This window comes from Bradyrhizobium sp. Pa8 (genome assembly GCF_052588265.1).
In genome coordinates this window covers 8,211,306-8,224,436 of sequence record NZ_CP176767.1, presented here as the reverse complement: position 1 = coordinate 8,224,436, position 13,131 = coordinate 8,211,306, and the positions used below count along the sequence as shown (strand labels likewise).

The following is a 13,131-nucleotide window of genomic DNA, read 5'->3' as shown; positions in this document are numbered from 1 at the left end:
TCGCAAGTTGAGCAATTTGCGTTGGCTTGTCGCAGCTTGCAACCCTAGCATGGGTACAACGGCGCGGGGTGGGGGCCTCCGGGACTTCGCGGGCTTGTGAGCGGACGGGAACCGCCGCACTCGCGAGGAATTCGCGTCCAGCTCGGGGGTTATCGCTTCCAGCGTCAAGCAGGTTCGGCTGTCCACGCGGGCCGCCTGCCGCAACAGGCGTGGGGGAGGAAGCCATGTGGAATCAAATCTATAATCCGCTGAACAACGCGGCACTGTCGACCATCGCGGCGGCCATACCGGTCGTCTCGCTCTTGATCATGATCGCGAGCGGGCGCGTGAAAGCGCACATTGCAGCCGTGATCGCCGTGATCATCACCAACCTGATCACGATCTTCGTCTTCACGATGCCGGCGGGTATGTCGATCCGCGCCTCGATCCTCGGCGTCGTGACGGGCTTCTTTCCGATCGGCTGGATCGTCCTCAACGTCATCTTCCTCTATCAGGTGACAGTGTCCACCGGGCGCTTCGAATTGCTCAAGCGCGCCATCGGCGGTGTCACCGAGGACCGGCGCTTGCAGCTCCTGCTGGTCGCGTTCTCGTTCGGCGCGTTCTTTGAGGGTGCTTCGGGCTTCGGCACGCCGGTCGCTATCACCGGTGCCGTGCTGATCGGCCTCGGCTTCTCGCCGCTCGCGGCATCAGGCTTGTCACTCATCGCCAACACCGCGCCGGTCGCTTATGGCGCGCTCGGCACGCCGATCCAGGGCCTTGCGTCCGTCACCGGGCTCGATCCCTACATCCTCGGCGCGATGGTCGGACGGCAATTGCCGTTCTTCTCGCTGATCGTGCCGTTCTGGGTGGTGTGGGCGTTCGCGGGTTGGCGCGGCATGAAGGACGTCTGGCCGGCGATCCTCGTCACTGGTGTGTCGTTCGCGGTCCCGCAATTCGTGATCTCGAACTTCATCAATCCCTGGATCGTCGACATCGGGGCGTCGCTGATCTCGATGGGCGCGCTGATCCTGTTCCTGAAGGTGTGGCAGCCGAGGCAGCTCTGGACATCGCCGGAACTGCGCGGCCACGACGAGTCGGCCGCGCAGATGGAAAAGGCAACGCCGCTCGACAAGACGCCGCTCACCCAGTCCGAACTGTGGAGCGCGCTGCTGCCGTGGATCATCGTCTGTATCGTGATGCTGATCTGGGGCAACGGTGCCTTCAAGACCTGGGCGAACGGGATCTTCACCTGGAACTACGCCGTTCCCGATCTGCACCAGATGATCAACAAGGTGCCGCCGGTGGCGGCCAAGCCGACGCCGGAAGGCGCGGTGTTCGCGTTCACCTATCTGTCCTTCACCGGCACGGGCATGCTGATCGCGGCGATCGTCTCGGGCTTCCTGATGGGCGTCGGCCCGGGACGGCTGCTGGTCGAGTATGGCCGCACCATCCGGCTGTGCGCGATCTCGCTGATCACGATCTCGGCGATGCTCGCGATCGGTACGTTGACGCGGCTGTCCGGCGTCGACGCGACGCTCGGCCTCGCCTTCGCCGCAACCGGCGTGCTCTATCCCTTCTTCGGCACGCTGCTCGGCTGGCTGGGCGTGGCGCTGACGGGATCGGATACGGCGTCGAACATCCTGTTCGGTAATTTGCAAAAGATCACCTCCGAGCAGCTCGGCCTGTCGCCGGTTCTGATGGCGGCCGCGAACTCGTCCGGCGGCGTGATGGGCAAGATGATCGATGCGCAATCGATCGTCGTCGCCTCGACGGCCACGCGGTGGTACGGGCACGAGGGCACGATCCTGCGTTTCGTGTTCTGGCACTCGATCGTGCTGGCCTGTCTCGTCGGCGTGCTCGTGACGTTGCAGGCCTATGTCTGGCCGTTCACGGCGATGGTGCTGAAGTAGCAGGCCACGCCTCGCTTCAACGCAAATCCCCGCAGGGCTCCGCCGCCTTGCGGGGATTTTTGCATCTAAAGCATGATCCGGAAGAGTGCGAAGCGGTTTTCCGGAAAGATCATGCTCTAACAACAACCTGAAGCGCGATGACGATTCGTCCCAATCTCATCGCGCTTTAGCCCCCGCGAACCTTCTCAACGGCGCCGCCGTCTTATAGAAGGTGCCGCAAATCAGGTCGGTCGAGAGGTCTCATGGTTTCGCTCAAGCAGATGGCGTGTTTGGCGGTTGCAATGCTCGCGATGTCCACGCTCGCGCGTGCAGAGGACGGTTTTCCGTTCGGTACCGAGATGACGCTGGAGGCCCTACCGCAGCCGGGCTCGAAGCGGATTCCGAACATCGAGATCGGCGACAATGGCGAAGTCGTGCTGGAGCTCTGGTGCAAAGGCGGCAAGGGCCAGTTCTCGGTCGCCGGCAACACAGTGATCTTCGTGCCCGGCCAGATCCAGGACCGTTCCTGCCCGCCGGCCAGGGCGCAGGCCGACGACGAACTCGTCGCAGCACTGGGCAGCGTCGAGACCTGGAAGCGCCAGGGCGACGTGCTGACGCTGATCGGCCCCAAGCCGCTGCGCTTCAGGACGACGGGGAATTGAGGCGCGCTCGCTGTCGTGCCCCGGCTTGCCGCCTTCGCTGAAGCTTCGGCGGCCGAGCGAGCTTGTGGCCCGGCGTAGCCTTGGCGGAGCCGGGACCGGGGCACGCAGTACGCCGCGACCTCTCGATTCAACCACAACTGTCTCGGAGTACTGGATCGCCCGGTCAAGCCGGGCGATGACTGCGAGAGTGGGTGTCTGCGCCTACTTCCACACCGACTTGTCGGCGTCCCAGCGCTGCCCCTTCAGCTCCTTGGCGAGCGCCTCCATCGAGCCGTTGTCGTCGGGCTGATCGCCTTCCTCGTCGGCCGAAGCGTCATCCGAGAGATTGAGCTTGGCGCCGCTGCTCTCATCGGCGGTCGTGGTCGAGGGGCTGCCGATCCAGAGCATCAGTTTGTCGGTTGTGCCGGGCTTGTCGGGTGAGATGAGGCCAGCAACTTCGATCGTGTCGGTGAGCTCGAGTGCCGGAAAATCCTGGTTCGGCCGCTTGAAGGCGAGCTTGAGCTTGCCGGTGGCCGGGTTGAAGCTGTGCGAGACCTGCTTTGCCGCAAGCGTCCGGCTCAGCACGCCGGCGACGGCTGAGGCGAGCTTGTCCCGGCTGATCTTGTCGCCGTCGCGCCAGTCGGCCGCGGGAAAGCGGATAGTGCGGTCCATCTCGGTCATGCCCGCGGTCCAGCCCGCCGCGGTGACGCCGGGCATCGCCTTGAACTTCGCCAGCAGCGCGCCGGCGCGTTCCGGATCAACCGACATGTTGATGGTCTGCTCGCCGGCACGCAGCGCGTCGCAGCCGACGGTCAGGCTCGCCAGCGTCACCTCGATGTCCTGGCCCTTCAGGCTCTTCAGGAACTCGGTCGCCGCATCCAGCTTGACCTTGACCGCGATCGCTTCCGGCGAGACGTCGGTGAAATCCTTCGGCTGCGGTGTGATGCCGTCGTCGGAGGTCTGGTTGTCCTGGAATTCCTTCTCGCTGAGATCGGAATTGTCGGGCGAGGTGACCTCGGTCACGGCCTGGCCGATCGCGATCTGGCCGCGGAACTCGAACGTGTCGCCGGCCTGTTTGCGCAGCAGCTTGACGGTGACGGGCGCCTTCTCGCCGAGGCTCTGCGTCGTGCCCGTCAGGTTCTGGCCCGCGACCTGGAGATTGACGACGAAGCGGTCCTTGCGGTCGGAATTTTTTGCGACGGGATAGCAGACGTCGAGCACGGCCGCCGTCACCGTCTTGCCCTGCCGCGTCTCCTTCAGGATCACGTCGGCATTGCCGTCCATCAGCCCGTCGATCGAGGTGAAATAGCGGGTCTCCGTCCCGCCCGGCGCCGTGGCCTTCGGCGACAGCTTCATCTGGGCCGATGCGACATCGGGCGAGACGGCGAGCAGGGCCGCCAAAAGGGCTGTCGAACAAACCAGAAGCGCACGCATCGATGAATCCTCGCGCAATCGAATCGGCGCGCCACCGTAGTGGGTTTTGGCCGCCGGTTGAATTGGAAAGCAGAAGGGGCAGGGTCGGCAAAAAAGAAGGCCGCCCGGAGGCGGCCTTCGCAACATTGTAATGGAACGGAGGCTTAGAAGCCGCCCATGCCGCCGCCGCCCGGCATGGCGGGCGGAGCTTCCTTCTTCGGCGCTTCGGCGACCATGGCCTCGGTGGTCACCAGCAGGCCGGCCACGGACGAGGCGTCCTGCAGCGCGGTGCGGACCACCTTGGCGGGATCGATGATGCCCTTCTCGACCATGTCGACATAGTCCTCGTTCTGGGCGTCGAAGCCGAAGGTCTCGGACTTGTTCTCCAGGATCTTGCCGACCACGATCGAGCCTTCCACGCCCGCGTTCTCGGAGATCTGGCGGATCGGGGCTTCCAACGCCTTCAGCACGATGTTGATGCCGGCCTGGACGTCGGCATTGGCGTTGGTGAGACGGCCCACGGCCTTCTTGGCCCGCAGCAGCGCGACGCCGCCGCCGGGAACGATGCCTTCCTGCACCGCGGCGCGGGTGGCGTTGAGCGCGTCCTCGACGCGGTCCTTCTTCTCCTTGACCTCGATCTCGGTCGCGCCGCCGACGCGGATCACCGCGACGCCGCCGGCGAGCTTGGCGAGGCGCTCCTGGAGCTTCTCACGGTCGTAGTCCGAGGTGGTCTCCTCGATCTGGGCCTTGATCTGGCCGACGCGGGCCTCGATCTCCGGCTTCTTGCCGGCGCCCTTGACGATCGTGGTGTTCTCCTTGTCGATCACGACCTTGCCGGCACGACCGAGCATCTTCACCGTGACGTTCTCGAGCTTGATGCCGAGGTCTTCGGAGATGAGCTGGCCGCCGGTGAGGATCGCGAGGTCCTCGAGCATGGCCTTGCGGCGGTCGCCGAAGCCCGGCGCCTTGACGGCGGCGACCTTCAGGCCGCCACGCAGGCGGTTGACGACCAGGGTGGCCAGCGCCTCGCCCTCGACGTCCTCGGCGATGATGACGAGCGGCTTGCCCGACTGCACCACGGCTTCCAGCACCGGCAGCATGGCCTGCAGGCCGGACAGCTTCTTCTCGTGCAGGAGGATGTAGGCGTCCTCGAGCTCGGCGGTCATCTTCTCGGCGTTGGTGACGAAGTAGGGCGACAGATAGCCGCGGTCGAACTTCATGCCTTCGACGATGTCGACCTCGGTGTCGAGCGACTTGTTTTCCTCGACGGTGATGACGCCCTCGTTGCCGACCTTCTGCATCGCCTGGGCGATCATCTTGCCGATGGCGGCATCGCCGTTGGCCGAGATGGTGCCGACCTGGGCGACCTCGGAGGAGGCGGCGACCGGCTTGGCGCGCTTCTCGATGTCCTTGATCACCGCCGTAACCGCGGTGTCGATGCCGCGCTTGAGGTCCATCGGGTTCATGCCGGCGGCAACCGCCTTGGCGCCTTCGCGCACGATCGCCTGGGCCAGCACGGTCGCGGTGGTGGTGCCGTCGCCGGCGGTGTCGTTGGTCTTGGAGGCGACTTCGCGCAGCATCTGCGCGCCCATGTTCTCGAACTTGTCCTCGAGCTCGATCTCCTTGGCGACGGTGACGCCGTCCTTGGTGATGCGGGGTGCGCCGAAGCTCTTCTCGATGACGACGTTGCGGCCCTTCGGACCGAGCGTCACCTTGACGGCGTTGGCGAGAATGTCGACGCCGCGCAGCATGCGTTCGCGCGCGTCTCCGGAAAACTTGACGTCTTTGGCAGCCATTTCTTCAATCCCTCGTGTTTCGTGATGTGTCTGCCGCTTGCGGAATGACCGAATGCCCGGATCGCGCGATCCGGGCATGACATTCAGCGGCTGTTCAGGCTGACGGCCTTAGGCCATGACACCCATGATGTCCGACTCCTTCATGATCAGGAGCTCTTCGTTGTCGATCTTGACCTCGGTGCCGGACCACTTGCCGAACAGCACGCGGTCGCCGACCTTGAGGTCGATCGGGATCAGCTTGCCGGCCTCGTCGCGGCCGCCGGGGCCGACGGCGACGACCTCGCCCTGGGACGGCTTTTCCTTGGCGGTGTCCGGAATGATGATGCCGCCCTTGGTCTTTTCCTCGGCGTCGATACGTTTGACCACGACACGGTCATGCAGCGGACGAAATTTGGATTTAGCCATGACGTTTCCCTTTGGAGGCTCGCTTCGGAAGGAATGGAAGTGGGTAGGGGCGGCGTCCGTCCACCCTCTTGCCGAGGATCGAACGGCGCGCTTAGCAATCGGGCTTTCCGAGTGCTAATAGTGCGCCCGGAAATATGGCTTGGCCGCGATCCTGTCAAGCAAGGGTGGTTAAGCGATTGGTGAGGCGGATATAGGATCGTGTCTACAGAAACTTATTGGTCGCGCTGGCGTATAAAGGACGTCATTGCTCCGACAGCGGTTTTGCGCTTGGCTGCAGGAGGGATGCGGTCGGGGTCTCGTTTGGGGGACGGTTTGCTCGGGGGAATGTCATGATCAGGTCAGCTCACGCACGCACGGTTGCCAATCTGGCGGCCGCCTCTTGCCTGGCGCTGCTGCTTGGCGCCTGCGGCGGCGGCATGAGCCTACCGTCGTTCTCGTCGTCTTCGCCGCCGCCCGAGGCCGAGCCCGGCACCGGCCCGGAAATGCCGGCGAGCATCCGCGCCGACGAGATCGTCGGCCGCTGGGGTCTCGCTTCGTTCCAGAACCCGGCCGACCGCGCCCGCACCGAGGCTGCGGCCCGATCGCAGTGCAAGAATCCCTACGTGATCACCGCCGGTTCCTCCGGCGGCGTGATCATGCATCTCGCCGACCAGGCGACGCCGCAGGAGCTGCGGCTGAAGGGCTCGCCCAGCGGCAAGAACTACATCGGGCCGGCGGGTCCGACCCCCGGCGAGCAGGACCGCGAGATCGTCTCCTTCGACGGCCGCGTCCTGATTACCCGCTTCATCGACAAGGACGCCGCCACCCGTTACGGCAACATGGTCTACGTCCGCTGCGCGCCGAGGGCGTAGTCTCTCTACTTCGTCATGCCCCGGCTTGACCGGGGCATCCAGTACACCGTGGCCTATCGGCTCAATCACCGCCGCCTCTGGAATACTGGATCGCCCGGTCAAGCCGGGCGATGACAGTTGAGGGGATGGCCCCCACAAACAAAAACGCCGGCTCTCGCCGGCGTTTTGCTTTTTTCCGTAATGTCGCGCCCGATCAGTCGAACAGCGCGTCGATGTCGTCTTGCGAGGCGTGGCCGACGTCGCCGGCGAGCTTGGGGCCGTTGAGGAGCTTTTCGTCCTCGCTGCGGGTGTCGGCCGGCGCCGGCACATGGGCCTTGATCGCGTCGACGCCGCCCCAGATCTCCATCATCGCATTGATGTGCTGCTCGATGAACTTCATCGTGGTCATGACCTTGCTGATGCGCTGGCCGGTCAGGTCCTGGAAGTTGCAGGCTTCGAAGATCGAGATGACGCGTTCCTGGATGTCGTCGGCGAGCCGCTTCTGCTGGTCGGCCGATTGCACCTTGGACATCGCGCTGGCCGCCTGGTCGATCGACTCGGCGGCTTCGAGGATCTGCTGGGTTGCCTGCTCGGTGCCGCCGACGACCGCGCCGAGCTCGCCATTGACCTTGGCCATTTCGCCGCCGTCGAAGCTCTTGCCGTGCAGCGTCGCGATCTCGCGCTTGGTGCGGTCGATGGCGTCGTGGATGAGGTCGAGCTCGACCTTCAGCTTCTCGCACTGCTCGATCTGCGCCCGGTAGGTATCGAGCATGGTACGAGCCTCGGAGAGCTCGTGGGCGGTGGAGGCGTCGATCGCCGCCATGGCTGCGCTGCCGGACAAGGGCACAGTGCCCTTCGCCATCTGTGCGCGGATCGCACGCAGCTCCGCCATGATCTCGTTATGCATCGGCGCAGCCTCCTCAATCATTTCGGGGCTGGGCATCTCGCCGACAATAGCCTCTTCGACACGAAAACGTTTGCGGTGAATAGCCATCAGGAACTCCCCCCACCTCACTCACGCGTCTTTGTAGGCAGAAGCGATTTAACACGAGGTTCACAGCGGGAACTGTTGAGCGGCTGCACGCGACGCCTCGAAAAGAAGCGATTAACCATGGGCCTGCGGCGTTCATCGAAAATAAACGCTGATCGCCAAATTGCACCCTCGCTCGCGACGTGGTGAATCGAAACGGCTGATACGTTTACCAAACAAAACGGCTTTTGCTCTTTATTGACCACGTCGCGGTCGCCGATCAGCCATCGGCTCTGCACGACGCATGTGATCTAGACGAAACAGTACAGAGTACGTCGATGTTCAAGAAAATGTCTGTCGCGCTGCTCGGCAGCGCTTGCACCTTCATTGCCGGCGCGAGCAGCGCCAACGCCTTCGACAATAGTGTGCCCAATGATCCGCCTGCGGTGCTCTACCAGCCGCAGGTGCCGCGGGCGCCGGTGCGCGTCGCCTCCAATGCGAACATGGGCGGCGGCTTCATCGAGTTCCTGTTCGGTGACGGTCCCGGCCGCGGCCCGGCCTACGCGCCGCAGCAGCCGGTCTATCAGCAGCAGCCCGGCTATTACGACCAGCGCCGTCTGCCGCCGATGGGCGAGCCGCAGATGCAGGGTGGATATCAGCAAGGCGCAGGTCTCCAGCAGGAGGCGGTCGATCCGCGCCAGCGTCCGTTCGATCCGAGATTCGAGAAGCAATCCGTCGACTATAGCGGCAAGGAAACTGCCGGCACCATCGTGGTCGATACGCCGAACAAGTTCCTCTATCTGGTCGAGGGCAACGGCCGGGCGATGCGCTACGGCATCGGCGTCGGCCGTCCCGGCTTCACCTGGTCCGGCGTGAAGTCGATCACGGCCAAGCGCGAATGGCCGGACTGGACGCCGCCGGCGGAAATGATCGCGCGCCGGCCCGACCTGCCGCGGCACATGGAAGGCGGCCCGGAAAATCCGCTCGGTGCGCGCGCGATGTATCTGGGCTCGACGCTCTACCGCATCCACGGCTCCAACGAGCCCTGGACCATCGGCACCAACGTCTCCTCCGGCTGCATCCGCATGCGCAACGAGGACGTCATCGACCTCTACGGCCGCGTCAATGTCGGCACCAAGGTCGTGGTGATGTGATGTTCTTACCTTCTCCCACAATAGGAGAAGGGAAGAGGCCAACGCCTGACGCTCGACATGAAAACGGCCGCCTCCTGGGCGGCCGTTTTTGTTTGCAAGACGATTGAACGGCCTCACGCGTAGTCGCTGCCGCCATCGTCTCCGCCGCCGAAATCGCTGTCGTCGTCGGCTATGTCCATATTGCCGTCGTCGTGGTCGTTGTCGTCGTAGTTCTGATCGTTGTTGTTGTTGTCCCGGTCGTTCGACGCCTGGTCGGTGAAGCCCTGGCGGGAACCGTCGTCGCGGTCGCGGTTGGAGCCGATGTCGTTGAGACCGGCATCGCGCGCAAGCGAGCCGCCGGACTGGTCGCTGCCGCCCCAGGGACTTCCACCAGCGCTGCGGTCGCCGAGCGCGTTGGTGTCGCCGAAGGCCTGCTGGTGCGATCCGCCCATCATGCCGCGGATGCTGGAGAGCAGCAGAGAGCCGCCGACGACGCCGGCCGCGGCTGCCGCCGCGGTGCCGAGGAACGAGCCGCCGCCACCGCCCATCGGCGGGGCGCCATAGCCCTGACCCGGAGCCTGACCCGGACCTTGGCCGTAAGCCTGTCCATAAGGAGGCGGCGCGCCGTAACCGGGCTGCGTCTGCGGCATCGCCTGGCCGGTGTTCCAGACCGGCCGCGTGTCACGCGGCGGCACGTTCGGAACCGAGCCGCGCGAGGGGCCTCCGCCGAACAGCGAGTCGCGCATGGTATCGAGGAAGCCGCCGGACTGCGCCTGCTCAGGCGCATGGGCCGCTTCCAGCTCCTGGATGCGGTTATGGGCGCGCTTCAGCGCTTCGTCCTGCAACAGCGTGGTCTGCACCAGCGCGTAGACGGCGCCGGGGGCCTTGCGCAGGCCATCGGAGATCGCGGCGATCGCGTCGGGATCGCGCGGTGCGTTTTCCAGTTTCGAAAGCCGGTCGAAAAGCTCGTCGACGAGCTGGCGTTCCTGCGGCGTCATGATCAGTCTCCCTCGCTCAAACCAAGCGCGAGGCAGATGTAGGGTTCCATTGTGGCCCCAACAGTGCCGGCCGGATTAAATTTCGGTATGCGACAAGCTGCCCGGCGGCTTGCTTTCCACCGGTTTCACCCCAGCGTGACGCCGCTGTCGGCCAGCAGGCGCGCAAACGCATCGCCCGAGAGATAAGCGTGCTCGCGTTCGCGGACGTCCGTCATCGGATCGAGGCCGGTGAGGATCTCGTCGACGAAGCCGGGGTGGCACATCACGAGGCCGCCATCGGGGAGGCCTTCCAGAAACTGCCGCATCAACGCGCCGAAATCGGCCTCGCGGGTAAAATCATAGGCGCCGGCGAAGCCGGGATTGAAGCTGAGGCCGGCCCTGGCGGCGCGGCGACGGAATTGTGCGCTCAGGATATCGAGCACCATGGCTTTTGGTGAGGCCAGCCGCTGCACAAGCGGCAGGTCGCGCCCGCCCTGGCGGACCCAGGCTTTGGGCGCGGCTTCGCTGACCGCATCGACAAAGCCGTCGCGCACCTGCGGATAGAGCTGCACATGCTGATGGCCGTCGACGAAGTCAGGCGCGCGCCCGAACGCCTCCGCGAACGCCGCCAGCTGCGCCTTGACCTCGTTGCGAAAGAATTCGCGGTCGAGCCGGCGTGCAAGGCCGGCGCGCAGCAGTTTCGGGAACGGCATGAACATGTCGCCGTCCAGCGGTCGGAAATGCATGGTGAGCGGCCGGAACGGCGCCGACAATGTCACGTGCAAGCCGATCGCGCAGCGCGGGCTCGCTTTCGCCGCCGTCTGGAGCGCCTCGATCTCGCCGCGCTCGATCGCCGGTCCCACCATCATCACCGAGGTGGCATTGAGACGGCCGCGTTCGATAAGGTCGCGGATGGCGCGATTGACGCCCGGGCTGATGCCGTAATCGTCGGCGCAGAGCCAGATCCGCCGCAGGCCCGCGGCCCCGCTCATTCGGCGGCCGTCCTCTTCGAGGCGTCGTCGGCCTTCCCGGTCTCGAAATGCTTTTCGCTGTGCTCGGCGACGAAGTAGATCGGGCGCGCCTTCAGCTCGGACAGGATCTTGCCGATATATTCGCCGACGATGCCGATCATGATGAGCTGCACGCCGCCGATGGTCATCAGGCCGATCACGAGCGAGGGATAGCCGGGCACTTGCTTGCCCGTGGTCCAGACCTCCCAGAGGATCGAGAGGCCGAACAGGAAGGCGCCGCCGGCGAGGATCACGCCGAGCAGGCTGGCGAAGCGCAGCGGTGCCACCGAGAACGAGGTCACTCCTTCGATCGAAAGACCGAGCAGGCGCGCGGCGCTGAAGGTCGTCACGCCATGGGTGCGCGGCGCGGGCTCGTAGTCGACGCGGATCTGGCGGAAGCCGATCCAGCTCGCGAGGCCCTTGAAGAAGCGGTTGCGCTCCGGCAGCTGCCTGAGCGCTGCGACCGCGCGCGGCGACAGCAGGCGGAAGTCGCCGGCGTCTTCGGGGATCTTCTGGCGCGCGCCCCAATTGATCAGCGAATAGAACCCGCGCACGGCGACGCGGCGCAGGAAGGGCTCGTTGTCGCGATGCGCCTTGGCGGTATAGACGACGTCGTAGCCGTCCTCGATCCAGTGCCGCACCAGCTGCTCGACCAGGGCCGGCGGATGCTGGCCGTCGCCGTCCATGAACATCACGGCGCCGAGCCTGGCATGGTCGAGGCCGGCCATCAGGGCGGCTTCCTTGCCGAAATTGCGCGACAGCGACACCACCTGGACGTCGACCGCGTCGGCCGGCAGCGACCGGGCGATCGAGAGCGTCGCGTCCGCGCTGCCGTCGTCGACATAGACGACCTCGCAGCCGAGGCGATAGCGCTGCCGCAGCGTCTTGGCGAGATCGCAGATGCGCTGGTGCAGGGCGGCGAGGCCCGCCGCCTCGTTGTAGACGGGGACGACAATCGACAGCCCCTTCGCGGCGGCACTGGCCGCGGTGGTCGTCATGCCGGAAACGTCAGAGCCCAGCGTCATTGATCAAGGTTCCAGAGGCGTCCATGGTTCTCAACAGCATATGGTAGCTGCCGTTTGCTGTCGCTACGCTGAACGAACCTGAGGCTCACTGCCGCAGGAATGCCTCGAGCTTGGCGAACAGCGGGTTCTCCCGGTCGAACACATAGTCGAGCGAAACCACCGAGACGGTCTCGGCGCCATGCTCGCGCAGGAAGCTCGCCAGCGCATAGAGCTGACCCGGCGGACAGTGCAGCGTCAGCATGCCCGACGAGGTCGGCCCGCCGAACGGGGCTTCGACGCCGAAGCGCTCGTGGGCTTCGCCGAGCAGGACGGCGTCGCATTGCTGGAAGCGGGTGCGGACCTCGCGGTATTTGTTGGCCCGCGCCCTTGCTGCGATGTGATCGAGGATGACGCGCGCGGTCTCCCGCGCCTGCGGCGACCAGTCGGCATCCTTCGAGGCGACCAGATTGGCCTGGCTGCGCAGGATCACGCCGTCGTCGAGCACCCGCAAGCCGTTGGCGGCGAGCGTCGCGCCGGTCGTGGTGATGTCGACGATCAGCTCGGCGCTGCCGGCCGCCGGCGCGCCTTCGGTCGCGCCCGCGCTTTCGACGATGCGGTAATCGGTGATGCCGTGGCTCTGGAAGAAGGTGCGGGTGAGGTTGATGAACTTGGTCGCGACCCGCATCCGCATGTGATGCTGCTCGCGGAAGCCGGTGGTGACGTCGTCGAGGTCGGCCATGGTGCGGACGTCGATCCACGCCTGCGGCACCGCGACGACGACATCGGCATAGCCGAAGCCGAGCCCGTCGATCAGGGACACGCGCTTGTCGGCATCCGCGATGTTCTCGCGCACCAGGTCTTCGCCGGTGACGCCGAGATGCGCAAAGCCGCGCGACAGTTGAGAGGCGATCTCGCTCGCCGAGAGATAGGCGACCTCGACATTGTCGAGGCCTGCGAGCGTGCCGCGATAGTCGCGCGCGCCGCCGGCCTTCGACAGCTTGAGCCCGGCGCGGGCGAAGAACGCCTCGGTGTTTTCCTGCAGGCGGCCCTTGGAGGGAACGGCCAGGACGAATGGCGCGCTCAT

At 65.4% G+C, this 13,131-nt stretch carries 12 protein-coding genes; 4 read left to right on the top strand and 8 right to left on the bottom strand.

What is annotated here, in order from left to right; genetic code table 11:
- Positions 1-224: 224 nt before the first annotated feature.
- Positions 225-1,889, top strand: a complete 1,665-nt coding sequence (locus ACKWRH_RS38980; protein WP_445217869.1) for an L-lactate permease — start codon at positions 225-227, stop codon at positions 1,887-1,889.
- 242 nt (positions 1,890-2,131) lie between these two features.
- Positions 2,132-2,530 (top strand): META domain-containing protein, encoded by a 399-nt coding sequence (locus ACKWRH_RS38975; RefSeq protein WP_071909503.1) that lies wholly within the window; start codon positions 2,132-2,134, stop codon positions 2,528-2,530.
- 201 nt (positions 2,531-2,731) lie between these two features.
- On the opposite strand, the gene ACKWRH_RS38970 is transcribed toward ACKWRH_RS38975, so the two are convergent.
- The 3 genes from ACKWRH_RS38970 to ACKWRH_RS38960 all read right to left on the bottom strand — a co-directional run bounded on the left by ACKWRH_RS38970 (position 2,732) and on the right by ACKWRH_RS38960 (position 6,123).
- On the bottom strand, positions 2,732-3,943 hold the full coding sequence (locus ACKWRH_RS38970; protein WP_445217868.1) for a hypothetical protein: 1,212 nt from the start codon (positions 3,941-3,943) through the stop codon (positions 2,732-2,734).
- 143 nt (positions 3,944-4,086) lie between these two features.
- The gene (groL, locus tag ACKWRH_RS38965) at positions 4,087-5,718 is read right to left on the bottom strand and encodes a chaperonin GroEL (RefSeq protein WP_445217867.1); all 1,632 of its coding nucleotides are present in this window, start codon (positions 5,716-5,718) and stop codon (positions 4,087-4,089) included.
- A 108-nt stretch (positions 5,719-5,826) separates the two neighbouring features.
- Complete coding sequence (locus tag ACKWRH_RS38960; RefSeq protein ID WP_014491914.1) at positions 5,827-6,123, bottom strand: co-chaperone GroES; 297 nt, start codon at positions 6,121-6,123, stop codon at positions 5,827-5,829.
- A 329-nt stretch (positions 6,124-6,452) separates the two neighbouring features.
- Between ACKWRH_RS38960 and ACKWRH_RS38955 the strand changes: the two genes are divergently transcribed.
- Entirely contained in the window at positions 6,453-6,974 is a 522-nt protein-coding gene (locus ACKWRH_RS38955; protein WP_445217866.1) for a hypothetical protein, read from the top strand.
- Positions 6,975-7,167: 193 nt separating this feature from the next.
- On the opposite strand, the gene ACKWRH_RS38950 is transcribed toward ACKWRH_RS38955, so the two are convergent.
- Positions 7,168-7,947, bottom strand: coding sequence for a protein phosphatase CheZ (locus ACKWRH_RS38950; RefSeq protein ID WP_028157918.1), 780 nt, complete (start codon positions 7,945-7,947; stop codon positions 7,168-7,170).
- A 314-nt stretch (positions 7,948-8,261) separates the two neighbouring features.
- On the opposite strand from ACKWRH_RS38950, the gene ACKWRH_RS38945 reads away from it, so the two are divergent.
- Positions 8,262-9,077 carry a L,D-transpeptidase gene (locus tag ACKWRH_RS38945; RefSeq protein ID WP_445217865.1) on the top strand — a complete coding sequence of 272 codons (816 nt, stop codon included), beginning with the start codon at positions 8,262-8,264 and terminating at the stop codon, positions 9,075-9,077.
- 113 nt (positions 9,078-9,190) lie between these two features.
- Here ACKWRH_RS38945 and ACKWRH_RS38940 read toward each other — a convergent pair whose 3' ends face one another.
- The 4 genes from ACKWRH_RS38940 to hisG all read right to left on the bottom strand — a co-directional run bounded on the left by ACKWRH_RS38940 (position 9,191) and on the right by hisG (position 13,131).
- Entirely contained in the window at positions 9,191-10,054 is an 864-nt protein-coding gene (locus ACKWRH_RS38940; RefSeq protein WP_445217864.1) for a DUF2076 domain-containing protein, read from the bottom strand.
- Positions 10,055-10,179: 125 nt separating this feature from the next.
- Positions 10,180-11,025: a ChbG/HpnK family deacetylase gene (locus tag ACKWRH_RS38935; protein ID WP_445217863.1), complete on the bottom strand. Its 846-nt coding sequence runs from the start codon at positions 11,023-11,025 to the stop codon at positions 10,180-10,182.
- On the bottom strand, positions 11,022-12,068 hold the full coding sequence (locus ACKWRH_RS38930) for a glycosyltransferase family 2 protein (RefSeq protein WP_445217862.1): 1,047 nt from the start codon (positions 12,066-12,068) through the stop codon (positions 11,022-11,024). The genes ACKWRH_RS38935 and ACKWRH_RS38930 overlap by 4 nt, the downstream gene beginning before the upstream one ends.
- Before the next feature lie 85 nt (positions 12,069-12,153).
- The gene (gene hisG / locus ACKWRH_RS38925) at positions 12,154-13,131 is read right to left on the bottom strand and encodes an ATP phosphoribosyltransferase (protein ID WP_445217861.1); all 978 of its coding nucleotides are present in this window, start codon (positions 13,129-13,131) and stop codon (positions 12,154-12,156) included.